Genomic DNA, 24,033 nt, shown 5'->3' with positions numbered 1-24,033 from the left:
TGGGATATGCTTTACTCATGTTGCTCTCTCGGTGCTGTCTACTATCTATTCACAGCGTATACCGAGAGAGCTTTTTTACAATCTGTCCGACTTTTCAAACATCCTCTTAGAAGCGCTTTGTGCTTGGCTGGGAGGTTCGAGTGCTTCAACGTTGGGAGTGAGTGTTAATGTAGAAAATCCGACGCTCAATAAACCCATAGTTGCGGTTGCAAATAGCTTATTCATATTCCAAGTCTCCGATGTTTTATTGATAGTATTGTTGGTCAGTAATTAATCTTTTAGAAGCGAACCAAGCACGTTTATTTAATGTTGTGTTGTTTTTTCTTCTGTGAGTCTATCTGGAGGGGTTTGGTGATTTATGCAACTACTAATAACCAAATCAATAGCTTTTTTTGTGAAGTTTTTTAACGATACGTGAGTGCGACGGCGACATTCAGGGGTAGGTTTTAGTTTGATTTGCGGGTAATCAAAAAAACTTTGTGCTTTTGCGTGCGTGAAGATAATTATCTTTAGCAATAGGTATAAGCTGAAAAAATTATGTAGAGGCGAGGAATGATTTGCTAATCGGTCAATAATGGTGATAAGTGCTATATTTATCACTTAATTGCTATGCTGACCAAAAAGCGTCCTCTGGGTTTTGTGGCATTTCTGGCTGTCTCCACTGCTTTTATGTTTGATTTGGCAGCACCATTTTTTACGCCACAGGTGTCGGCTCAAAGCAGGGATGCTTATAGGTACAGAATATTGGCGCAGAGTAATGATGCAAGGAAAGCTGAAGCCGATAGGTTGCTACAGCAAGGTATTGAGCAGTTTCAAATAAGTCAATTTGACGCAGCGTTACAGTCTTTTCAAGAAGCGCTCGATATTTATCAAGCGATAAAAGACCGTCAAGGGGAGGGTAAATCACTGGGTAATCTCGGCAATGCCTACAATATGATGGGAGATTACCCAAAAGCTATTGAGTATTATGAGCGAAGCTTGAAAATCTTCCAAGAAACAAAAGACCGTGAAGAGAAGAGTATTGCATTGGGTAATCTCGGTCTTGCCTACAATATGATGGGAGACTACCCCAAAGCCATCGAGTACCACCAGCAATCTTTGAAAATCGCACGAGAAATAAAATCCCGTCAAGTGGAGAGTAACGCACTGGGTAATCTCGGTCTTGCCTACTATGGTTTGGGAGACTATCCCAAAGCCATCGAGTACCACCAGCAATCTTTGAAAATCGCGCGAGAAATAAAATCCCGTCAAGTGGAGGGTAATGCACTCAATAATTTCGGTAATGCCTACGATAGTATGGGAGACTACCCCAAAGCCATTGATTACCACCAGCAATCTTTGAAAATCGCGCGAGAAATAAAATCCCGTGAAGGGGAGGGTAATGCACTCAATAATCTAGGACTTACTTACTCTCGTTTGGGAGACTACCCCAAAGCCATTGATTACCACCAGCAATCTTTGAAAATTGCCCAAGAAATAAAAGACCGTAAAGGTGAGGGTCAATCACTGGGCGCTCTCGGTAATATCTACTTAAGTATGGGAGACTACCCCAAAGCCATTGAGTACCACCAGCAATCTTTGAAAATCGCACAAGAAATAAAAGACCGTGAAGGGGAGGGTAATGCACTAGGTAATCTCGGTAGTGTCTACTCTGGTTTGAGAGACGACCCCAAAGCCATTGATTACCACCAGCAATCTTTGAAAATCGCGCGAGAAATAAAATCCCCTCAGGGGGAGCATATTAGCCTGGGTAATCTCGGTCTTGCCTACTCTGGTTTGGGAGACTACCCCCAAGCCATTGAGTACTACCAGCAATCTTTGAAAATCGCACGAGAAATAAAATCCCCTCAGGGGGAGGGTATTAGCCTGGGTAATCTCGGCAATGCCTACTTTAGTTTGGGAGACTACCCCCAAGCCATTGAGTACCACCAGCAATTTTTGAAAATCGCGCAAGAAATAAAATACCGTGAAGGGGAGGGTTATGCACTCAATAATCTAGGACTTACTTACCAAAAAATCGGAAATCTCCAGTTAGCAGAAAGCACTCTCCAAGAAGGAATCAAAGTTTTAGAACCCCTACGAGGTGGATTAAAAGATAACAATAAAATCACAATTTTTGAACAACAGAGTAGAGCCTACCGCACTTTACAACAAGTTCTCATCGCTCAAAATAAAACTGATGCAGCGTTAGAAATAGCCGAACGCGGTCGAGCTAGAGCTTTTGTTGAGTTACTTGCTTCTAAACTATCAGATAACCCCAACGAACAATTATCCGCTCCACCTAACATAGACCAAATCAAACAAATTGCGTTTGCACAAAACGCTACCCTGGTTCAATACTCAATTATTCCCGATGATTTCAAAATTGAAGGTAAAGAACAATGGCTCGAATCACAGCTATATATTTGGGTTATCAAACCAACAGGAGAAGTCACTTTCCGCAAATTTGACCTCAAACCCCTGTGGCAAAAACAAAATACTTCCCTAGAAAACACCATTGCCGAAACTCTTATATCTCTCGGTAGTAACATTAATACTCGCTCCAGCAGTTCGAGCTTTGAGGTTGGTGACTTGGTAAAACCCAATGGAGCCTTTGATCGCGATCCACCTTGGAAAGTAGTTGCAGTTGATCGCCAAAATCAAACTGTGAAAATTCAACTGACTCCTGGTAACGAGCAGAATAGAAAATTCACCGAAGTAACAAAAGTTTCCTACGCTTACGCAGCCAACAAAAAACTACAGCAACTACACAAAATTCTCATTGAACCCATTGCAGACTCACTACCAAAAAACGATCGCGATCGTGTCATCTTTATTCCCCAAGGTTCGCTATTTTTCGTCCCCTTTCCCGCATTGCAAGACGATAACAGAAATTACCTCATCGATAAGTATACAATCCAAACCTCACCATCAATCCAGGTACTTGATCTGACTCGAAAACAGCGACAAAAACTATCTCCAACCCCTCAAAATAGCCCCAAATCAGTTTTGGTTGTCGGGAATCCTATCATGCCAGAAGTACCCCCATATCTTGGAAAACCCCCTACAAAACTACGATCTCTCCCATATGCAGAGGAAGAAGCCAAACAAGTAGCACAGATGTTTGATACCAAGGCAATAATTGGTAATCAAGCTACTAAATCTGCAATCCTACCCCTATTACCCAAAGCCAGAATTATTCATTTGGCAACTCATGGGTTACTGGATGATTTCAAAAATGGGTATATTCCAGGTGCGATCGCTTTAGCTCCCGAACCTCTAAATAAAGGTAAGTCAGAGGGAATCAACGGATGGTTAACATCGAGCGAAATCTTCGATTTACAACTCAATAATACCGAATTAGTTGTCCTGAGTGCCTGCGATACGGGAAGGGGAAAAATTACTGGAGATGGGGTAATTGGATTATCGCGTTCTTGGATTAGTGCGGGTGTTCCCAGTGTTGTTGTTTCTCTGTGGAGCGTGGATGATGATGCGACGAAGTTTTTAATGGGAGAATTTTATCAGCAATTAAAGAATAATTCTGATAAAGCCTCAGCGTTGCGGGATGCAATGTTAGCAACCAGGAGAAAAAACCCAGAACCTAAATACTGGGCAGCTTTTACCTTAATTGGGGAAACAAATTAAACCGTAGCCTGCATAAATCTCAAAACCTGTCCAGAGTTACTTATGTCAGATCAAAGTAAATCAAAAAAAGGGTCATTTATGGCAGCAGCGCTAGAACAAAAATCAATGCATTATCATCCTGACTTTTCACAGTATCTGGAAATCGGTATTTTCCCGGATTTCTCAAACCCTAATTTTTAGGTTAGCTATTTTCGTTAACTTAGAGCTATTGAGAATTAACCTGTGGAAAAAATAACGTTATTTCGCGGTTTGATAATTTAATGTGAAAAGTCAAATAATCATCAGATTTCAATATAAGGATGTTGAAGATTTTTGGAATTCATCTCAATAAAGTACAACTCATACTAGCGATAGGAAGGTAGGTAATGTTAGCAAAAAGAATAAAATTAATAGATAAATTAACAACTTTTCTATATGTTGATAGTCACAATTCTCGCATAACCTGGTTGCGCGATCGCAAATTATTTCATCATTTTCAGGAACACTATAGTTTAAAACAGAAAGATAATGAGGAATTTTGGGTAGAGTATTGGCTAGAAAAAAGCAGACATGCAAATCCAAATATATTTGCACATAAACACATTGCTTCCTATTTAGAAGAAACTACTTATTGGTTATCTGAAAAACTAGCTAAAATTGATTCGCAAATCAATTATTCTGCACAGGATTTGATGCAAGTTGCCAGAATTAACCTGCTCAACCAAGAAAAATTCGCCAGGTTGTTTAATAAATATGATGCAACACGTGGTTCCATTACTAAATTTGCTCAATACCGACTAGGAACAGTTCTTTATGATTTCATTCATATAGGTCAAACAAAAAGAAAATATTCTGATGCTGGATTATTGCGTAATGTTTCATATGAGTTTATTAAAGACGCTTTAAGCAATTTTGGTATTCAAAACACAGAAGGTAATTATAAGTTATCCCAACATCTTTTTGCTTGGCGTTGTTTTAATGAAATTTATAAACCTAGAAAAGAAGCTGGAAGTCAAAAATTAGCATGGCCAAATCGAGAGCAGTTAGAAGCGATCGCCAACCGATACAATCAATTACTAGCCAAACCACAAGAGTTAATTAGTAATGGCAAAAGTAATAGATGGCTGCGAGCTTGTGTGACAGCTTTACAACAAACTACCATTAATCGGGAAGAACTAGAAGAATTACTGTTAATTTGTGTAAAAGCTTTACGCAATAATACTTCACCCACTATTGATTCTCTCGATCGACTTTTAGGAACAGCTTTTGATGATCGTCAAGCAACTTTAATTGATACTATAGAATCTCAGGATTTGAGTAATTATTATGAAGATAGGGAAGATGAGCCAGACGAATTAGTAAATCAAGAGTGGAACGAAATTCAAACGATTATATTTAATGCTTACGAGCAACTTCCTCAAGCTAAGAAGAAAATGCTACAGCTTGAGTTCGGTTTAGATATAACGCAAGGAGAGATTGCAAATGCATTTGAAGTTGCTCAAACTACTGTATCTAGGGTAAAAAATACTCTTTTAAAAGCAGTTACATCCTGGAGTCAAGAAAGATATAAATTGACTCTAAATCCTCAGCAGATTAGAGATATATCAAACTCGCTTGATAGCTATTTATCGCGGTATTTTCAGTCTAATTTCTCTGAATTATTAACTGGCAATTTTTATCGGTCAATTTCTCACAATTTTAGCGCTAATACTCTAGAAATCTTCAATCTTTATTACATGCAAAATTTACCATTAAGTCAAGTTGCTCAAAGTTTGAATACTCCGGAATCAACTTTACAAGAAATAATTAATGGCGTAAAACAACAGTTATACCTAAAATTATCGGAAGAAGTTCAAAAAGATTTACCCTTTTCGCCAGAAGGTTTACCCATAAAGCTTAATGCGATCGCATCAGCCGAGCGACAAATCTCTACTTTTGTTGATCGATGGCTACAGAAAACAATTTATACCCAATTTGAGAACTAATTCAAGGAGAGGAAAATCATGTTTGAGCAAAGTATAGTGAAATTTATTAATCGTAATTCTCAAGCTTTGAATTTTTCATTTTCCGAAAATGACAGAGAAAAAGCATGGTTGCAAGTAAATAATTCCCACCAATACTCTAATGATGCAGCCTGTTGGAATGCATTTCTCAACCTTCTCAGTCAAAATATTGTGAGTACATGGTTAAAAAATGAATTAGATTTATCTCAACCAATAATTTTAAGTTCTCCAGATATTTGGGAATTTGTCAATGGTACATCATTTTCAATCGGAGATAAGCGCATTGTTATAATTCCTAGCGAAGCAATTGATAATCAAGAATTCTCTGTTCCTCAAGAATGGGTGGATATCCCTAAATTTGTTGCTGACTATTATTTAGCAGTGCAAATTATCCCCGATGAACTGAGTCTTTCAATTTGGGGTTTTACAACACATATCGAGTTGAAAAATCAAGGAGAATATGACGCAATAGAACGTACGTACTCTTTATTATCAGATGATTTGATTTCAGATATTAATACATTCATTGTATCACTAGAATTATGCCCCCAACAAAGAGAGGTGATTCAAACTTTGCCAATAATATCCACAAATGAGGCAGAATATTTTATCCGGCAATTGAGTAAGCCTTCTGCTTATTTACCTCATTTGGATATAAATTTTTTTAAGTGGGGAGCATTACTAGAAAATGATGCGTGGAGACAGAAATTATATAAAAATAGACTAATTACACTCATCCCACTGTCAAGTTGGCAAAAAAATATAGAAAATATTTTTGATGCAGGTTGGCAAACATTAGAGGAATTATTTGCAGCATCAAAAGTCAACTTAGCCTTTAGAATGAGAAACAAAAGCTCGAATAAACAACCTGATGCGAACACCTTAAAGCAGATAAAAGAGCTAATTGAAAAAATAAAAAATACCGCAGATGAAGGAGAAAAGCAAATTGCTGCCGAAAGATTAGGAAAAATTGGTTATCAAGATCAAGAAATTATTGATACTCTAATTTATCTTATCCAAACAACCAAAAAAGAAGAAACTCGTTGGACTGCGGCTGAAAGTTTATGGATAATTGACCCGAAAAATTCTACAGTAGGAGTCAAACGGGGGATAGATTTGGGAATGCAATTAGCAGGTTATCCCTTGGCTTTGATTGTGGGAGTTTTAGAGAAAAGTGATGGTAAAGCTGCAATTTTAGTACAAGTGAATGCGATAGAAAAAGAAAAATATTTGCCTTCCGGTTGTCGCATGACGGTATTAGATGAAACTGGTAAGACTTTTAGCGAAGTTATTTCTAGAGAAGCAGATAGAGTCATTCAGAAAAAATTTAGCGGTCAACAAGGAGAAAGATTTAGTGTCAAAATAACTTTGGGAGATAGCTGTATCGGCAAAGATTTTATCATTTAGATTCGCAGACGCGATCGCATAATACTTTATGCCAAGTTTATGCTCAAAATTGTCTTCGGTTCAATATCGTAGCCGAGCCGATAGTTTGTCCTATTAGTCTAAAGTAGTTTTCTTTGATTTTGCAATTGTAAACAAATGTTGCGCGATCGCTTGACTCTTTGCATTATCCGCTAACTCGCTCCAGATAAAAAGATATCGGAAGATACAGAGGTGTGCAATGAAAAAGCCAGAGCAACAGCAAAAACAACCGATTAGCAACATCGACAAGTTCTTTTGTGATTGTGCTGGTGCTGATATTGAAACATTATCCCAACTGGGTAGCCAAAGCGATATCAAAAAGCAAGCTGCGATCGGTCGAATTTTGTTACTCACCGCTTCCACTGCGACATTATCGGGTGCATTTGCGTTTTCAACATTTCTTGCACCTCCAACCGCAGTAACATTAGGAATTTATTGGGGTTTAATCATCTTTAACTTGGACAGATTCTTTGTCTTAAGTGCAAAGAAGAAACAAAAAAATGGTTTCTTCAGACAAATTCAAGTAGTATTACCCCGGTTAGCACTTGCTGGTATTTTAGCAGTGGGAATTACTAAACCACTAGAGCTAAAAATCTTTGAGTCTAGCATCAAAAAAGAAATCGCAGCAGAGGGAAAAGCTGAGTTACAAAAAGAGATTCAACAATTACAGAGCGAAATTCAGACTCGCAAAACTGAATTAAGTAATAAACAAAAAATTCTGACAGAACAATTGACTTCTGTGTTTGATTCTAAAAATAAATTAGCACCACGTACTCAATTAGAAATCGATGATATCCTAGTAAGAATTAGGAAAAACGAAAAAGATTTACAGCAAAAGAAGAATACTTTTGACAATTATACAGTTCAAAATGTTGGACTAACACAGCAATTAGAAGTCCTAGAAAAATTAGCTCAAAATGACAAAGTAATAGGTGCAATGAATTTATTCTTTGTCTTATTATTCGCAACTTTAGAAATTGCACCTCTCATAGTCAAATTAATGTCGGAATACAGCGTCTACGATGCAGCGATTGAAGCACAAGATGACAAAAAAATTTACTACTTCACACAAAAATTATCAGATAATAAAAAAGCTATTGACGAACAAATTCAACATCAAAGTCTCATCCGCGAATCTGTTCGAGTAAAGGTGGGACAAAAAATTGAGGAATTTCTCACGCATCAATTTACAGCTATCTTAGATGAAGCAATTATGAGCAAAGATTTGGCTGATATTCGCCAAAAAATAGTGCAATTGATTGCAACGAATATTGAGCAAGAAATGACCCAGCAATTCAGCCAAATTAAAATGACAGGGATGGAGATAGAGGAAGAGCTAAATCATATCAAAGAACATATACTCGACCAAAAATTGAAAAATAAAATTGCTGATGCTGTCACTGAAGCAAGAGTAGAAAGATTGTTTAAAGAAGACTTGGAGCAGTTACATAACTTTAGCCAAGACAATGAAAGTATTTAAATTATGCGTTAGTAGTGCAAGGCCTCCACCTAGATACTAATCAATCGGATATCAACTCATTAAACCAAGCAAAATATTCTCCGAAAACTATTCTCTTAAAAATATATACTGGAGTTTAATCATGTCTGATTACATTGATACAACGAACAGTTCGCTGAAAAAAATTCCCACAAGTTCACAAATGGCTAAATCTTCTAGTGTTGAAGCCGTTGGAGAGTACGCTGACATCGTTATTGCTAGCAACACAGCAAAGCGCGACACATTTCTTGCCAAACTTTTCCCCGATCCTGTACAACGTGCGGCGAAAATGGGTGAACTCGAAATCGTTAAAACTGAATTTGAGTTTCGTAAAAAAGCTTTAGTAATGGTGCGAGAAACTCATTCCCAAGCATTGCGAGAAACCTGCAATCAGTATTTGATTCGAGGTAAAGCTGATAGTCGAGCAGAAACGGCTGCTTTTTTGATGCGAAAAGAACAGGAATTACAAGAAGAATTAAACAATATTTTCGATCGCTTTATTGCTTCGGTTGAAAAGAAAACTCAAAGATTGGCAACCATTATCAATGGTACTCTTCAGCGAGCATTAGAGCAAGACTTAGACAAAGAAATCCACAATTTTGTAGATATGAAAGATAAGCTGGTCAAAAAATTCAGGCAGATTGTTGATGAAGGAGTTTAGTTAATTGTTTATTTCTGCAAGCTGCATATTTGGTTAAACTTCATCCAGATATAGCAGTAACAGGGAATAAACAACTTGGGACATCTGGTTTTAAATTGGTAGTTATTTATTAGCTCGCTCTCGATGCAGATGACCGCACTACAAAACAATTTAATTAATCTTGATGCTCCCAATTAAGTTAGAACTGTTAAGCCAATATTTCAACTTTAAAACTTCTCAAAATCCAGTAAAAATGATGAAATTACATATTAACAAATCAATGTCCAGTATTTCTAAAAAAGCTAGCAATTTGTTGGCAATACTTCTAACAACATGTACTTGGCAAGCTACGCTTCCTATTGCTCTATTAATGACATCTTCTGCATTATTAAATGCTGAAGTTGCACATGCTGCTGTTGAATCAATACCCGTTACTCTCATTCAAGGATTTGGTTGGGATTACTCAAATGGCGGATACAAGGTCTTGATTCAATCTAGAAGTGGCAATCAATACTTTGTGTGGTACGACAATTTGATTGAAGCAAAGGTTGGTTCAGTGGTTACACTCACATACGAGGGGTCTGGTTCTTCCCTTTGGTTCTACAAATTAATCAATACAGGGAATGGAAAAGAAGCAAATATCCGTCGGTATGTAAGAGCGAATTAAAATAGGTGATTTAGTAAGCTTCGCTAACCTATTATCCAAGAGCGATAGCTCCGCCAAAGCCTCCGGCTAACCCACTTCATAATTCACCATACTTGAGATGCTATCGCTTTACTCTTACCTCGACTATTTTGCAGCAAACGGTCATTTTGAGCATTCGTCTATTTTTCTCTATTAATCGCTGCATATTTTTCTAAGTCTCATCCAGATATACCACTAGCAAAGCAATCACTCTACAAAGTGTGCTGTTGCAATACTACTATCATCTATGGAGATACTCATGATTCGTAAACTAGTGAACGCTGGTTTGGCTGCTACATTAATTGTATTACCCATGATTAATGTTGGTAAAGCTAAAGCACAAAATGTGAATGTAAATGCATACCTTTTTGGTGTTAATCAACAACTTGATTTATATATTAATACAACAGAAGGAGCAAAAAATTCAGGTTTACCGGGTTATGAGCAGACAATTAAATCAACCAATTGTACTATGACAATAGTATTGGATGCATATTTACAGGATGGTATTATTAGAGGTGCTATCTTTCCTCAAAACCCTTTATACCAGAGTGCGGTAGAAAAAATAAATGATCTTCGCCAAATGTCTGGTTGTTCAAGTTGATAGTTGCAATGAGTGGTAAGAAACTAGTTTTTTTGTATTGAGCGTTTAATGTTTCTTGTCCACTTTAAAGCGATCGCACTTACCATCCTGTTATTTGAGATGCGTTGGCGTAGTCCGCCGCAGGCATCGCCAACGCAACAATCATCCCTTCATACTTCAGATTGACTGAAGTCCATAGCTTAATTTTGTATAAACAAAAAGTATATACAAATATCAGTGATTTACTATACAAAAATAGGGTGATAGACACCAGTTATTAAGTCTAAATAGTCACTTGTCTGGGTGTTAAGATATGGGTGTTAAAAAAGTTTTCCTCGGTGTGCTAGTTACCCTCTTGGGTGCATCTGCGATTGCTTTACCTTCAGCCAAGCCAGTTTCGTTATACGTAAGCCAAGCGATGCATAATTCCAGCAAAGCTGAGGCTGATCGGCTGTTCAAACTGGGTGAGCAGCAAATGAAAGACAATCAACCAAAAGCTGCTTTGGAATCTTTTCAAAAAGCACTGCCAATTTACCAGCAGGTTAAGGAACGTTTAGCAGAGGGACATACTCACAGAAGTATTGGTAACGCCTATTTATCTCTAAAAGATTATCCTCAAGCGATCGCCCACCAGCAACAGGCGCTATCGATAGCACGAGAAATTAAAAACCCCGATCTCGAAGCAAGGGCACTACTTAATCTTGGAAGGGCAAATGCTGGACAGGGGAATACAGCGAAGGCGATTGATTATTACCAACAAAGTTTAGCGATCGCCAGAGCAAATCAAAACCGTGAGCTAGAGTTAAAGGCTTTATCTAATCTTGCACAAAACAATCCCCGCAAAGTAGAAGCAGATAGATTATTACAGCAAGGTTTTGAGCAGTCTCAAATCAGTCAATTTGAAGCTGCATTACAATCTTGGCAACAAGCACTAATTATTTACCGAGAAATAAAAGACCCTCTGTGGGAGGGTGTTGTACTCTCGAATCTTAGTGATGTTTACCGTAATCTGGCAAAATATTCTGAAGCGGTTGAATACGGTCAAAAAGCTTTGAAAATCGCCCAAGAAATGAAAGACACTCAACTTGAGAGTGATGCGCTGGGTTATCTCGGTCTTGCCTACCATGATTTGGGAAACTATCCCAAAGCTATTGAATACCATCAACAAGTTTTGAAAATTGCCCAAGAAATGAAAGACCCTGAACAAGAGGTTGCTGCACTAGTTAGCCTCGGTCTTGCCTACTTGGATAAGGGAGATTTTGGCAAAGCCATTGATTACCAACAGCAATCCTTAAAAATCGCCCGAGAAATTAAAAACCGTAGACAGGAAAGTGCTGCACTGTGCAATCTCGGTATTGCCTACTTAAGTATGGGAGATTACCGCAAAACCATTGAGTACCAACAGCAATCCTTGAACATTGCCCGAGAAATAGAAGACCGTAAAGGGGAGGGGCAGTCATTGGGTTATATCGGCGCTGCCTACATGCGTTTGGGAAACTACCCCAAAGCCATTGAGTACCAACAGCAAAGTTTGGAAATCGCCCGAGAAATTAAAAACCGCAAAGAGGAGGGTACTTCACTGGGTAATCTCGGCCTTGTCTACTTGGATGTGGGAGACTACCCCGAAGCCATTAAGTACCAACAGCAAAGTTTGGAAATCGCCCAAAAAATTAAAAACCCTAAAGGGGAAAGTGCTGCACTAAGTAATCTCGGTCTTGCCTACATGCGTTTGGGAGACGACTCCAAAGCGATGGAGAACTTTCAACAAGTTTTGAAAATCACCCAAGAAATTGAAGACCGTTTAGGGGAGGGTACTGCACTGATTAATATTGGGAGTACCTACGGTAATTTGGGAGACGACTCCAAAGCGATGGAGAACTTTCAACAAGCTTTGAAAATCGCCCAAGAAATTAAAGACCGTCAAGGGGAGGGTTTGGCACTGGGTAGTATCGGTCTTACCTACTACGATAAGGGAGACTACCCGAAAGCCATTGAGTACCAACAGCAATCCTTGAAAATTGCCCGAGAAATTAAAAACCTTGAAGGAGAGGGTTATGCCCTAAAGAATCTAGGACTTGTTTACTACAAACAAGGAAATCTTCCGTTAGCAGAAAGCACTCTATTTGAGTCTATGAAAGTTCAAGAATCTTTACGAGGTGGTTTGCAAGATAAAAATAAAATAACCATTTCTGACACCCAGGGTGGGGTCTACCAGATTTTACAACAAGTCCTAATTGCCCAAAATAAAACTGATGCGGCTTTGGAAGTTTCCGAACGTGGTCGTGCAAGGGCATTTGCTGATTTAATATCATCTCGTTTACTTATTAATAATAAAAATAAAAATCAGTTACCCAAACCACTTACAATTAGCGAAGTAAAACAAATCGCAAATATACAAAATTATACCTTAGTTGAATACTCAATTATTAGTGATGAATTCAAAATTCAAGGTAAACCAGAACCTAAAGAATCATACCTCTATATTTGGGTAATCAAACCAACTGGTGAAATTGCATTTAAGCAAGTTGACCTCAAACCTCTTTGGCAAAAACAAAACACTTCTTTGCAAGACCTAGTTAACCACAACCTCAAAGATTTAGGTGTCGCTATAGATAGTCTCAGAAGCGCAAATAACCAACAAAATTTCGCAATTGGTGATTTAGTAAGACTCAATACAGAAGATCGTTCTAGTGACCCACCTTGGAAAGTTGTAGCAGTTAACCCTCAAAACGGAACAGTCAAAATCTGGAACCCTACTTGGAAAAAAACAGAAACACCTATCGAACGCACATTTGCTCAAGTTACAAAAGTATCATACTCCCACACAGCCTACACCAAATTACAGGAACTGCACAAAATTCTCATCGATCCTATCGCCGACCTTTTACCAAAAGACCCAAATGCTCGTGTCATCTTCATTCCCCAAGGTTCTCTATTTTTCGTTCCCTTCCCAGCGCTGCAAGATGCCAAGAGAAATTATCTCATCCAGAAACATACTATCCAAACTGCACCATCAATACAGGTACTCGATTTAACTCACCAACAATTAAGTCATCAACAACGTCAAAAGTTCTCGCCAGAACCCACAGATGCACTGATTGTAGGTAATCCCACCATGCCCAAAGTATCGCTAAAACCTGGGGAACCCGCAACCAGGTTAAATTCTCTTCCCAATGCAGAGAAAGAAGTGAAAGAAATCGCGCAGATATTCAAAACCAATCCGATTATCGGCGATCACGCCACCAAATCTGCAATCCTACCCCTACTCCCCAAAGCCAGAATTATTCACTTTGCAACCCACGGCTTACTCGATGATTTTACTGCTGGAAGTATACCCGGTGCGATCGCTTTAGCCCCTGAAGTATTTAATAATAAAGGTAAAACAGAAGAAACTAATGGCTTACTCACAGCCAGCGAAATCTTTGATCTAAAGCTAAATGCTGAATTAGTTGTGTTGAGTGCTTGTGACACAGGTAGAGGAAAACTTTCCGGTGACGGGGTGATTGGTTTGTCGCGTTCTTTGATTAGTGCAGGTGTCCCCAGTGTCATTGTTTCTCTGTGGTCAATACCTGATGCACCTACTGCGTCCTTGATGACAGAATTTTATCAAAATTTACATCAAGGAAAGGCTTTTGCCCTGCGTCAGGCAATGCTGAAAACGATGGAGCAACACCCACACCCTCAAAACTGGGCGGCTTTTACCTTAATTGGTGAATCGAATTAAACTTGATTCTTGAATTCTAGATTAACATCAATTAACCTTACACAAACTACTAATAAAAGCCTATATTGATTATAGGTTCTCATTTGTTTGAGCAATAATTATCGCGTTCAATTCACTATTTTGAAACAGAGCAAAATAATATTCGATTAATAATTATAACTTAAACAAAGAAAGTTTTTTACAACAATTAATTTTGTTACAAAAACATTAAGACTAATTTACATGTGAAAGTATTATCTGTCAAAATGTAAATCATTACTCAACAGACTGACAGGTAGCAGGAAATATGAGTAAGTTAGTTGTCATCGAATTGGGTGAAGGCGATTTACAGCAGCAGGGATTTCCAGTCACGCTAAGGATTATGGAAGATGGAAAACCTTATGAAACAAGCATTACAGGAAAATTACCTCCCAATTCTCAAGTTGAGGAAAGCTACGTAATTTGGCGATCGCACTACCGCAGTTTGGATTCGCTGATGCGTTTGGAAGACGAAGATTCTCAGGTTACAAATATAGGCGATCGCCCCCCTAATCCCATCGATGAGTGCAAAGAAGCGGGACAAGTATTAATCGATGCTTTGAATAGTTGGTTAAAATCCAGTTCGTTTAGTAGTATTAGAGAAAAATTTCTCCAAAAAAATCGGACTGACGAAGAAATTAAAATTATCTTGCAGACAGATGACTATCTGTTACGAAAATTACCTTGGACTCAGTGGGAATTACTTGCAGAATATGCAAATGCGGAAATAGCATTTAGCCCCAAGAATTACGAACCACCCCCAGGAATTACTCATATCAAAAAGAAGCGAAAAATTAAAATATTAGCAATTTTAGGTGACAATAAAAATATCGACCTGGAAAAAGATAGAGAAATATTAAAATCCCAATTACCAGATGCAAAGATAGAGTTTTTAGTCAAGCCAAAACGGAGCAAAATCGATGACAAGTTGAGAGAAGAAAGTTGGGATATTTTATTTTTTGCCGGACATAGCGAAAGCCAAAGCGATTTTAGCGAAGGTTTGATAAAAATTAATGACACAGATAGTTTAAACCTGAAAGATTTACGAAGTACTCTCAGCAAAGCGATTGAAAAAGGGCTTTCGTTAGCAATTTTTAATTCCTGCGATGGTTTGGGATTAGCCGCAGAGTTAAGTACAATGCAGATTCCCCAAATGATTGTCATGCAGGAATCGATTCCAGATGTAGTAGCCCATGAATTTCTGAAATATTTTCTTAAAGCATTTGCTCGCACTCATTCCTTATATTTAGCAGTGAGAGAAGCACGAGAACGCTTAAAAATTTTAGAGAACGGTTTAGGAGAAGATTTAGATCAACAGTTTCCTTGTGCGAGTTGGCTCCCTGTAATTTTTCAAAACCCTGCCTATAAACCCTTAATTTGGGTTCCCCACAAATATACACCCAAATTGCGATCGCTCGTAGCTGCAAGTTTAGCTGTAGCGTCTTTAGTGTTGGGAGTACGTCATCTCGGTTTATTACAACCGCTAGAGTTAAAAGCTTACGACCAGATGATGCAGTTGCGACCCGATGAAAAACAAGACCCTCGTATTTTGGTTGTTGAAGTCACCCAAAGAGATGTTTTAGATGAGAGAGCAAAGGACAAAAGCTTAGGCTCATCATCTCTTACGGATACAACTTTGATTCAACTTTTAAAAGAAATCAGCAAACATAATCCACGAGTGATTGGACTTGATATATACCGGGATTTACCTGTTGGAGCTAAACCTAATCTAGATTTAGAAAAACTGTTTCAGGAGAATAAAAATCTTTTTGCTGTATGTCAAGTTGACCATCCAAAGAACGGTGGAGGTATACCAGCAGCAAGTTTTATACCTAAAGAAAATCTGGGATTTAGTGATGTATTGCTTGACCCTGATGACGTTCTTCGTCGTCATCTTTTACATATTGATACTAAATCTAATTCTCCTTGTACCGCAGAAAACGCATTTAGCTTTGAATTGGCATCGCAATATTTATATACAGAAGGTATTGAACCTGAAAATACTCCAGAAGGTGATGTAATTTGGGAAAAAGCTCGTTTAAGAAATTTGTCACAAAATGCAGGGGGGTATCAAACATTTCCTAAAATCGGCTCAGAGAATACAAATTCAGATTATAAAAATTTCCAGATTTTGCTCAATTATCGTAATGGTGACACAGCTGCTAAATCTGACAATGTGACTAATATTCTCAATCAAAACAGTTCTCTTCTCAACTCAATGGAAGACCAAATTGTGATTATTGGTGTAACAGATCCAAGTTTTAACAGACCTGATGGAGCTGTGGATGAATTTCAAACACCTTATGGTGGTGAGAAAATGCGAGGGGTGTATGTTCACGCTCAAATGGTAAGTCAGCTAATTAGCGCAGCATTGGGTGAACGTCCACTATTGGGAGTTTGGGCTTGGTGGGGAGATGGTTTGTGGATTTGTGCTTGGTCTTTTGTCGGAGGTTTGATTATTTGGCGTATCAGAGATGCGATACCTGTAGGACTAGGAATTAGTCTAGCTATCGTCATCCTATCTGGCTCGTGTTTTCTTTTATTTGTTATGGGATATTGGGTTCCCTTTGTACCATCGCTGCTGACATTAACTGGTTCTAGTGGAATCCTGATATGCTACTCACTATATAAAAAATCAAAAATAAATGCGTAAATAGGAACTTAAAAGATGAAATTTAAACAAAAGCGATGGACAAAGCTTGGTTTACGTCCATTGCAGCAACTAATACTAGCCTTCATCCTCCCTTTACTATTTGGTTGTGACCAAAATTTGTTAATTATGGCTTCCTCTTCAGAAGCCCAACCTGCACCAACACCAAGACAAAAACCAAATCCATCACCGTCAAAAACACAACGTCGAAAACAATTTATCTTCAAATCAGCCAACGATGGTGCATCGGGAAAGCGTGAGGGAGCCGCAACTCGTGGTTGCTCTAGCGATAACAATAAGCCCCGTCTGACTGGTTTGATTCCGGGGAAAAATATGGGTTTAACAATGAGCGATCGCCCCACGTTCTGGTTTTATGTACCCTACCTAGCAAGCTCTACAACCCCAGTAGAATTTAAGCTGACGAATTTCGATGACAAAGAAATTTACAAACAGAATTTGCAGTTAAAAAACACACCCGGCATTATCAGTATCACCTTACCTAAGAATGCACCTGCTTTAGAACTAGATCAAAACTATGAGTGGAGTCTGGGTATTAATTGCGATTCTCGGATTGACAATGTTAACGGCAGAATCAAACGGGTAAAAGCTAGTGCAGAGGTGACAAAACAGTTACAGGAAAATAGGGGACGCGATCGCCTTCTTGTTTATGCCGAAAATAGTTTTTGGTACGAAACTCTTACAGGATTAATTGAACTTCGTCGTCAAAATCCCCAGGATGAAGGTTTGAAAGAAGACTGGGAGAATTTATTGAAATCGAATGAAATCGGTTTAGAAAATCTTGCCTCAGAACCAATAGTTCCTTGTTGTAAACCTAAATAGTAGCTGTTACAGGTATGAAAAAAATTTATATAGGTGCGCTGGCTATTTTAGGTACATTCGCTATCGCTGTACCTTCAGCCAAGCCTGTTTCCTTGTACGTCAGCCAAGTTATGCATAATTCCAGAAAGGCTGAAGCTGATCGACTATTCAATTTAGGTGAGCAGCAAATTAAAAGCAATCAACCAAAAGCTGCTTTGGAATCTTTTCAAAAAGCACTACCAATTTACCAACAGATAGGAGAGCGGTTAGCAGAGGGAAATACTCACAAAAGTATTGGTAATGCTTACATATTTTTAAAAGATTATCCTCAAGCACTCACTCACCAGGAACAGGCTTTATCGATAGCACGAGAAATTAAAAACCCTGATTTAGAAGCAAGAGCGCTACTTAATCTGGGAATTATATATTTCAATTCTCCACAAGGAAATATAGTCAAGGCTATTGATTTTTATCAACAAAGTTTAGCGATCGCCAGAAGCAGTCAAAACCAGGAAATAGAGCAAAAAGCTTTATCTACCGTGAAAACGACCATTGAGTTATTAGAGAAGAATTTAGTAAATGCTCGAGATACGAAAGATAAACGCAGAGAAATTGATATTTTGGTCAGTCTGGGAAATGCTTATACTGCTGTTGGGGATAACAGCAAGGCGATCGCACCTTTCGAGCAAGCAGTCGTAATAGCCAGAGAACTAAAAGATACTCAATTGGAAATAGCAATTTTACAAAGTCAAGGTCAAGCATTGGCTAGAATCACCAGTTCTTACCTTCAGGGAAAAAACTTTACCGCAGCTATTAAACATGCCCAGGAATCAATTGCGATCGCACGCAAGATTAAAGATCCAAAACTTGAAATTATAGGATTGGGTTTTCTCGCATCTACATATACATTAATGGGTAATCTTCAACAAGCAGTTAAAATTCAAGAGGAGCAGCAGAAGATTTTTGAAAAAAATGAAGCTCCTTGGGTAGCACTAATGTATGGAAGGGAACACGTATTATTATGCAATAATTATGACTTATTAAATGAGTATAATAAAGCAATTGTATGTTATCGAAACGGGATAACTATATCTCAAGAATATCAAAAAGAAACAAATTCAGAAGTTAAAGCTGGCAATCGTATTGCAGAATTCAAACATTTATTGGGATTAGGAATTCTTTATCAAAAAATAAGTCAAAATAGAGAATCTATAACATTATTAGAATCAGCCTATGTAATTTATCCACAAATAAAAAATGATTCTTCTTTGACAAGATTTCAGAATACAATTTTACAATTGTTAGGTACAAATTATCTAGAGATTGGAGAAACTGATAAAGCTCTTGAATTCTTCCAACAAATAGTAGATTCCACTGATAATATTTCTGATAAAATTACTGCACATACTAGTCTTGGACTAGCCTTTTTATCTAAAAGCAAATACAATATTGGTCTTGAAAACTTTAACAAAGCAATTCAAATTGCTCAAGATAGTAAAAATCCATTCTTTGAATTAGCAGCATATCAAGGTATTGGTAACGCCTATGCATCAATTGCAAGCATAGATGAATCTATTAAATATCAAGAGAAAGTTTTAGAAATGGTTAAAAAATATAGTAATTGTACTAATCAAAATAATTCTCATTCAAAATCAAATAAAGACTTTTTTAGCCAACAGATAATATTATGTCCATCATTCCAAAGGATGGAAGTACAAACATTAACTTTTTTAGGCTCTTTGTATACTAGAGCTACAAGTGAAAAATACGATTTCAATCTCGGTGTAAAATATATTAATCAAGGGTTGGAATTAGCAAAAAAATTCAAATTTGCAGATGAAGAAGCTACAGCATTGAGATATTTAGGCTCTGCCAATTCTGGACAGGGAAATTGGAAAACTGCGATTCAATATTATGAACAAGTCCTAGCTCTCGATCGCGAAAGCACGAATACAAATAATTATTTGCAATGGAATTCCAAAGCAGATTTGCTGCAAACCCTGGCAATTCAATATGCTGCATCTGGAAATCTCGATAAAGCATTCCAAATTCAACGCAATGCAGATTCACTACTGCAAAAAAATCCCCATTCAAATCCACACACTTTAGCTATAAGTCGATCGCAAGCAGGATTTTTGTATTTTTTAACAAAAGATAATAAAAAAGCAGAAAAATTACTTTCTGAAGCTATAGATAAATATGACTCAATCCTCGATAGTGGAATTGGCAATAAAGATGCAAATAGAGTACAGTTTTTTGACTCCTATTTAGGAACCTATCAAACCCTTGTAGAAGTTCTTCTCGCTCAAAATAAGAAAGAGGATGCATTAGAAATTTCCGAACGAAGTAGAGCTAGAATACTCGCAAAGTTACTAGCCAACTCTTCTAGCAACAGCAAAAATAGCGATTTCACAACACAAACACCAAAAATTTCTTGGACTCAAATTCAACAAATAGCCAAACAACAAAATGCAACTTTAGTGCATTACCAAATTGTTTATGATATTTTGCGTGTAATTCCATCTTCAGCCAAAAATAAAAAACCCCAAGTACCCGCAACCAAAATCTTGATTTGGGTTGTTCAACCTAATGGCGAAATTAAATTTCACCAATCTAACCTTACCCAACTACTGCAAAATCAGACTTCGCTAGAAACGCTGGTAAAAAATACCCTCGAATCTATCCCATCCATGCCTACAAATGCCAATCCTGACAATAGAACTCGCGGTAATAACCAGCTAACCTTCAAAAAAGGCGATCGCGTCAAATTCAAAGCTGACCGTCTGAAAGACAATGCATGGATAGTAGTAGCAGTTAATGATAATAATACACTTACCGTCCGACAACCTTCTTATCCACCAGGAGTAACATCAACATACCCCATAACCGATGTAAAGGAAAAAATCGGAGAAAACGGCTCCCAGTCAAGCGCTAATGCCAAAAATGAATACTTGCAAGAACTCTATCGATTGCTAATCGAACCCATAGCCAAAGATTTACCTACCCAAGAAGATGCTCGTGTTGTTTTTATCCCTCAGCAAGAATTATTTGCCGTTCCCTTTCCCTCTCTGCAAGACTCCCAAGGTAAGTACTTAATTGAAAAACACACAATTCTTACCTCTCCCTCGATTCAGGTATTACAATTAACCCATGAACAACGGCAGCGAGTTCCTGGTTCAGCAAAAGATGTCTTACTTGTGGGCAATCCTATCATGCCTAAGATTGCCAAGAAACCAGGAGAAGCGCCTCAACCTTTAAACCAACTACCAGGAACCGAAGATGAAGTTAAAGCCATAGCTCCCCTATTCCAAGCCAAACCCCTTATTGGTAAAGAAGCTACCAAAAACGCAATTTTACCAATGCTCCCCAAAGCTAGAATCATTCATTTCGCCACACATGGGATATTAGATGATCTGAGGGGATTAGGCAGTGCGATCGCGCTTACTCCCTATGGTAACGATAACGGTTTACTCACCGCCGAAGAAATCTTCGACTTGAAACTAAATGCCGAACTAGTGGTAATTAGTGCGTGTAATACCGGGAAAGGACGTATTACTGGGGATGGTGTTATCGGACTATCTCGTTCATTGATGAATGCAGGAGTCAAGAGCGTTCTTGTAACTCTGTGGGAAGTACCCGACAAATCGACAACCCCCTTAATGACGGAATTTTATCGCAATTTGCAACAAAACAAGTTTGACAAAGCTAAATCATTGCGAAAAGCCATGCTAACAATGATTCAGAAAGACTTTTCTCCCAATGACTGGGCTGCATTTAATTTGATTGGAAATGCAGAGTAAAATTTCCGATGAAATGAATGCAGTTTAAAACTCCATTGACCCTAATTTTTCGTTAGAGTTTGGTGTTAGAGTTTGGTGAAAAACTTAAGAATTTTTAAAATAGCAATCTAAAGATATCGAATACCAAACATCAAAATTTTTATAGTATTATTCTAAACGCATACTCCGACTCCAAAAGCATTAACACCTTCTCCTCCAACCCCGTCAAATAAGCCCGCTTCAGCTTCCCCAACGACTCCAAAAACTTCTGCACCGATTCCTCCAGCCCACTGGAGTACACCCGTGAAATACGCTCCCATATCTCCTGCATCTGCTGACAGTCCTCAGGCAAGTATTCGTATGACTTCAGATGCTTCAGCCCCACCGTCAGTTCTCCATCCCAAGTCCTCACGGTGCAAGTGAAGTCATTCACTTGAGTGACAATCGCCCAGCAACCGCCTTTGCCCCTGAGTTCGGGATTGTCCTTTGCTAAGATTTGGCAGACTTCACCCAATTGGTAGGTGTTGGGTATTTGGGTGCGTTCCATGATGCGCTGCACTATATCTTTGACGATTTTTCCAGTTGGGACTTTTCCGCCAGCTTCTTGAACTGCTTGTTGCCACACTTCCTGTTGCTGCTGGGGTTCTAGCTTGGTGAGTGGGCGAATTTGACGCTCATTAGTGGGCAGAATTTGACAACCATTTGTTGTCAAATCTTCATTCGCCACATTTTGACAACCAATGGTTGTCAGATTTTCGTAAACACCAGCTGCTGCAATTAAATAATTCGACTGTTGCCGACTATGCCCAAATCTATCGCGGCAATATTCCTCAAATGTGCGATGGGTGGAGCGATAGAGTCTGCGATCGCGCAATTCTGCCAGTGCCTTACCCGCTTCAAAAAATGCACGTTCTACCTTGCGTTCTAAGTGAAGGCGATGGCTCTGTTCATCCGCGCGTAGCTCAAGTTCGCAGATGTGTCTTGTTGGCATAGCAGACGCACTACTAAGAGAAGTTTCTGCTAATACTGTTCAAATTTATTAACTATTACCAGAGCAATTTTATGACACCAGTATTTACATTTGAACTGGCTCAACAGTTGCACAACAGTAACCAGATTATAGATTTTGACTGGGCTTGGTCAGTGCTTGGATATAGCACTAAGAGTAATGCTAAAAGAATGTTAACTTCATACTTTGAACGAAATTTCGATTATTTCGTACAACTTCCAGAGCAATCGCTCTTAGCTCTGCCCTATGAGGTTTTCATCACTTCTGATGAAAACTCCAAAGCAGGTAGACCAGTAGAAAAGATTTATTTGACGCTGGAATGTTTTAAAGAAATGGGAATGCTGTCTAAGAGTGAACAAGGTAGACAGATCCGCAAATACTTTCTGCAATGCGAAGTGATTGCCAAAGAATCAATAAAGTTAATTCCTCAGCTACAACAAAAAATTCAAGAACTAGAACAAAATTTCGCCCAGCTGCAATCCCAAATCCAAAACCTCCTACTCCCATCTGCTGACTTCATACCCCCAGGCTGGAATGAGGAAGTATGGCGGAAGCTTCCTCGACAGGACAAACACCATTTTCGCTTTTTGTATCGCCGTCGTAACTTCCGTCCTTCTGGGCAAGGCACAAATGAGCAACTGGCATTACCTGCTGTGACGCTCACACAATTACTCAATTCTCAACGATGCGAAAAAATTGACACAGATGTGCCAGATATTTCGACAAGATGTGCGAATAATCCGCCAACATTTGAAACTACTTTAAACCTTTTAAAAAACAACAACACTGCTGTTGGGGAAAAACAGGATGAAGGAGTAAAACAGAGTGAATATGAACCAGTTCGCCAAGCTCCAAAACCAGAGCAACCCCAGATTACTCACTTTGTTGATGAAATTGAACAAGATAATTCAAAGAGTGAGATAGACCCTCATGATGACGAATCTTCCGAGCCGGAAGTTGAAGTCGATTCAAGTACGTATAAGCCTAGTAAGCACGAAATTGCTGAGGTCTGTACCGAGTTGCGGCGGTTGCGGATTAACCCAGAGCCATGTTTGGGGGTGATAAAGAAATATTGGGTGAATGTCGCCGGGGCACTTGCATATCTCAAAGAAGCACTCCAAACATGGCAATCCGTGAAGTCACCCACTGGCGTGTTTATCACAGCTTGTAAAGAGGGTAAGAAACCTCAAAACACAGCGACGGCGGACGTAATTGCTTGGTATGAATGGGCAAAACGCCAAAGGATAGTCGCAGCAATGTCTGCGGGGGTTGTTTATACACCTTCGGGGGAGCCTGTTGATTTGCAACAGATGATGCGACGGTATCCCTGTGAATGCAGTTAGTTGGACGAGAAAATGATGAGCAAGAATACCGTAACAAGTGATGTGAGTGCTTGGTTCGAGTGGGCGAAGAGGCAGAGGATTGCGTTCCCCGAAGGAGTTGCCGCAGGCATCGCGATGTCTTCTGGGGTCGTGTATACGCCTTCGGGGGAAGCAGTGGAAGTAGGCGAGATGATGCGGCGGTATCCGGTTTGAATAGTAAAGGTAAAAATTCTGCGCCGCTCGTCCCAAAACCTGAAAAAGCGTTCTTGAGCAAA

Annotated in this window: 15 protein-coding genes; 13 read left to right on the top strand and 2 right to left on the bottom strand. The window is 38.7% G+C overall.

Features of this window, described 5'->3' with window-relative positions; genetic code table 11:
- Nucleotides 1-75: 75 nt before the first annotated feature.
- Nucleotides 76-225 carry a hypothetical protein gene (locus tag H6G08_RS32585; RefSeq protein ID WP_190550760.1) on the bottom strand — a complete coding sequence of 50 codons (150 nt, stop codon included), beginning with the start codon at nucleotides 223-225 and terminating at the stop codon, nucleotides 76-78.
- 384 nt (nucleotides 226-609) lie between these two features.
- On the opposite strand from H6G08_RS32585, the gene H6G08_RS32580 reads away from it, so the two are divergent.
- From H6G08_RS32580 to H6G08_RS32525, 12 genes are all read left to right on the top strand, one after another.
- Nucleotides 610-3,624: a CHAT domain-containing protein gene (locus H6G08_RS32580; protein ID WP_242046364.1), complete on the top strand. Its 3,015-nt coding sequence runs from the start codon at nucleotides 610-612 to the stop codon at nucleotides 3,622-3,624.
- 42 nt (nucleotides 3,625-3,666) lie between these two features.
- Nucleotides 3,667-3,804, top strand: a complete 138-nt coding sequence (locus H6G08_RS32575; protein WP_190550758.1) for a hypothetical protein — start codon at nucleotides 3,667-3,669, stop codon at nucleotides 3,802-3,804.
- A gap of 185 nt (nucleotides 3,805-3,989) precedes the next feature.
- Nucleotides 3,990-5,588, top strand: a complete 1,599-nt coding sequence (locus H6G08_RS32570) for a hypothetical protein (protein WP_190550756.1) — start codon at nucleotides 3,990-3,992, stop codon at nucleotides 5,586-5,588.
- 18 nt (nucleotides 5,589-5,606) lie between these two features.
- Nucleotides 5,607-7,013 carry a DUF1822 family protein gene (locus tag H6G08_RS32565; RefSeq protein WP_190550755.1) on the top strand — a complete coding sequence of 469 codons (1,407 nt, stop codon included), beginning with the start codon at nucleotides 5,607-5,609 and terminating at the stop codon, nucleotides 7,011-7,013.
- A 217-nt stretch (nucleotides 7,014-7,230) separates the two neighbouring features.
- Nucleotides 7,231-8,511 carry a DUF4407 domain-containing protein gene (locus H6G08_RS32560; protein WP_190550753.1) on the top strand — a complete coding sequence of 427 codons (1,281 nt, stop codon included), beginning with the start codon at nucleotides 7,231-7,233 and terminating at the stop codon, nucleotides 8,509-8,511.
- Between the two features lie 121 nt (nucleotides 8,512-8,632).
- The gene (locus tag H6G08_RS32555) at nucleotides 8,633-9,190 is read left to right on the top strand and encodes a hypothetical protein (protein WP_190550751.1); all 558 of its coding nucleotides are present in this window, start codon (nucleotides 8,633-8,635) and stop codon (nucleotides 9,188-9,190) included.
- Nucleotides 9,191-9,350: 160 nt separating this feature from the next.
- The gene (locus tag H6G08_RS37120; RefSeq protein WP_199322828.1) at nucleotides 9,351-9,836 is read left to right on the top strand and encodes a hypothetical protein; all 486 of its coding nucleotides are present in this window, start codon (nucleotides 9,351-9,353) and stop codon (nucleotides 9,834-9,836) included.
- Between the two features lie 277 nt (nucleotides 9,837-10,113).
- Nucleotides 10,114-10,458 (top strand): hypothetical protein, encoded by a 345-nt coding sequence (locus H6G08_RS32545; protein ID WP_190550749.1) that lies wholly within the window; start codon nucleotides 10,114-10,116, stop codon nucleotides 10,456-10,458.
- A 292-nt stretch (nucleotides 10,459-10,750) separates the two neighbouring features.
- Nucleotides 10,751-14,161, top strand: coding sequence for a CHAT domain-containing tetratricopeptide repeat protein (locus H6G08_RS32540; RefSeq protein ID WP_190550747.1), 3,411 nt, complete (start codon nucleotides 10,751-10,753; stop codon nucleotides 14,159-14,161).
- A gap of 286 nt (nucleotides 14,162-14,447) precedes the next feature.
- The gene (locus H6G08_RS32535) at nucleotides 14,448-16,832 is read left to right on the top strand and encodes a CHASE2 domain-containing protein (RefSeq protein ID WP_190550746.1); all 2,385 of its coding nucleotides are present in this window, start codon (nucleotides 14,448-14,450) and stop codon (nucleotides 16,830-16,832) included.
- Between the two features lie 15 nt (nucleotides 16,833-16,847).
- Nucleotides 16,848-17,669: a DUF928 domain-containing protein gene (locus tag H6G08_RS32530; RefSeq protein WP_190550744.1), complete on the top strand. Its 822-nt coding sequence runs from the start codon at nucleotides 16,848-16,850 to the stop codon at nucleotides 17,667-17,669.
- 14 nt (nucleotides 17,670-17,683) lie between these two features.
- Entirely contained in the window at nucleotides 17,684-21,448 is a 3,765-nt protein-coding gene (locus H6G08_RS32525) for a CHAT domain-containing protein (protein ID WP_190550742.1), read from the top strand.
- Between the two features lie 139 nt (nucleotides 21,449-21,587).
- On the opposite strand, the gene H6G08_RS32520 is transcribed toward H6G08_RS32525, so the two are convergent.
- Nucleotides 21,588-22,418, bottom strand: a complete 831-nt coding sequence (locus tag H6G08_RS32520; RefSeq protein ID WP_190550740.1) for a hypothetical protein — start codon at nucleotides 22,416-22,418, stop codon at nucleotides 21,588-21,590.
- A 71-nt stretch (nucleotides 22,419-22,489) separates the two neighbouring features.
- On the opposite strand from H6G08_RS32520, the gene H6G08_RS37845 reads away from it, so the two are divergent.
- Complete coding sequence (locus H6G08_RS37845) at nucleotides 22,490-23,779, top strand: hypothetical protein (protein ID WP_242046363.1); 1,290 nt, start codon at nucleotides 22,490-22,492, stop codon at nucleotides 23,777-23,779.
- The last annotated feature ends 254 nt before the right edge of the window (nucleotides 23,780-24,033 follow it).

The organism is Calothrix anomala FACHB-343, assembly GCF_014696435.1.
GTDB lineage: Bacteria > Cyanobacteriota > Cyanobacteriia > Cyanobacteriales > Nostocaceae > Aulosira > Aulosira anomala_A.
This window is presented reverse-complemented; position numbering and strand designations above follow the sequence as displayed.

Bases quoted from the DNA above. Each gene is read 5' to 3' on its own strand.
- H6G08_RS32585 (WP_190550760.1), bottom strand. From the start codon at position 225: ATGAATAAGCTATTTGCAACCGCAACTATGGGTTTATTGAGCGTCGGA.
- H6G08_RS32520 (WP_190550740.1), bottom strand. From the start codon at position 22,418: ATGCCAACAAGACACATCTGCGAACTTGAGCTACGCGCGGATGAACAG.
- H6G08_RS32570 (WP_190550756.1), top strand. From the start codon at position 3,990: ATGTTAGCAAAAAGAATAAAATTAATAGATAAATTAACAACTTTTCTA.
- H6G08_RS32560 (WP_190550753.1), top strand. From the start codon at position 7,231: ATGAAAAAGCCAGAGCAACAGCAAAAACAACCGATTAGCAACATCGAC.
- H6G08_RS32535 (WP_190550746.1), top strand. From the start codon at position 14,448: ATGAGTAAGTTAGTTGTCATCGAATTGGGTGAAGGCGATTTACAGCAG.
- H6G08_RS32575 (WP_190550758.1), top strand. From the start codon at position 3,667: ATGTCAGATCAAAGTAAATCAAAAAAAGGGTCATTTATGGCAGCAGCG.
- H6G08_RS32555 (WP_190550751.1), top strand. From the start codon at position 8,633: ATGTCTGATTACATTGATACAACGAACAGTTCGCTGAAAAAAATTCCC.
- H6G08_RS32525 (WP_190550742.1), top strand. From the start codon at position 17,684: ATGAAAAAAATTTATATAGGTGCGCTGGCTATTTTAGGTACATTCGCT.
- H6G08_RS32565 (WP_190550755.1), top strand. From the start codon at position 5,607: ATGTTTGAGCAAAGTATAGTGAAATTTATTAATCGTAATTCTCAAGCT.
- H6G08_RS32545 (WP_190550749.1), top strand. From the start codon at position 10,114: ATGATTCGTAAACTAGTGAACGCTGGTTTGGCTGCTACATTAATTGTA.
- H6G08_RS32580 (WP_242046364.1), top strand. From the start codon at position 610: ATGCTGACCAAAAAGCGTCCTCTGGGTTTTGTGGCATTTCTGGCTGTC.
- H6G08_RS37845 (WP_242046363.1), top strand. From the start codon at position 22,490: ATGACACCAGTATTTACATTTGAACTGGCTCAACAGTTGCACAACAGT.
- H6G08_RS32540 (WP_190550747.1), top strand. From the start codon at position 10,751: ATGGGTGTTAAAAAAGTTTTCCTCGGTGTGCTAGTTACCCTCTTGGGT.
- H6G08_RS32530 (WP_190550744.1), top strand. From the start codon at position 16,848: ATGAAATTTAAACAAAAGCGATGGACAAAGCTTGGTTTACGTCCATTG.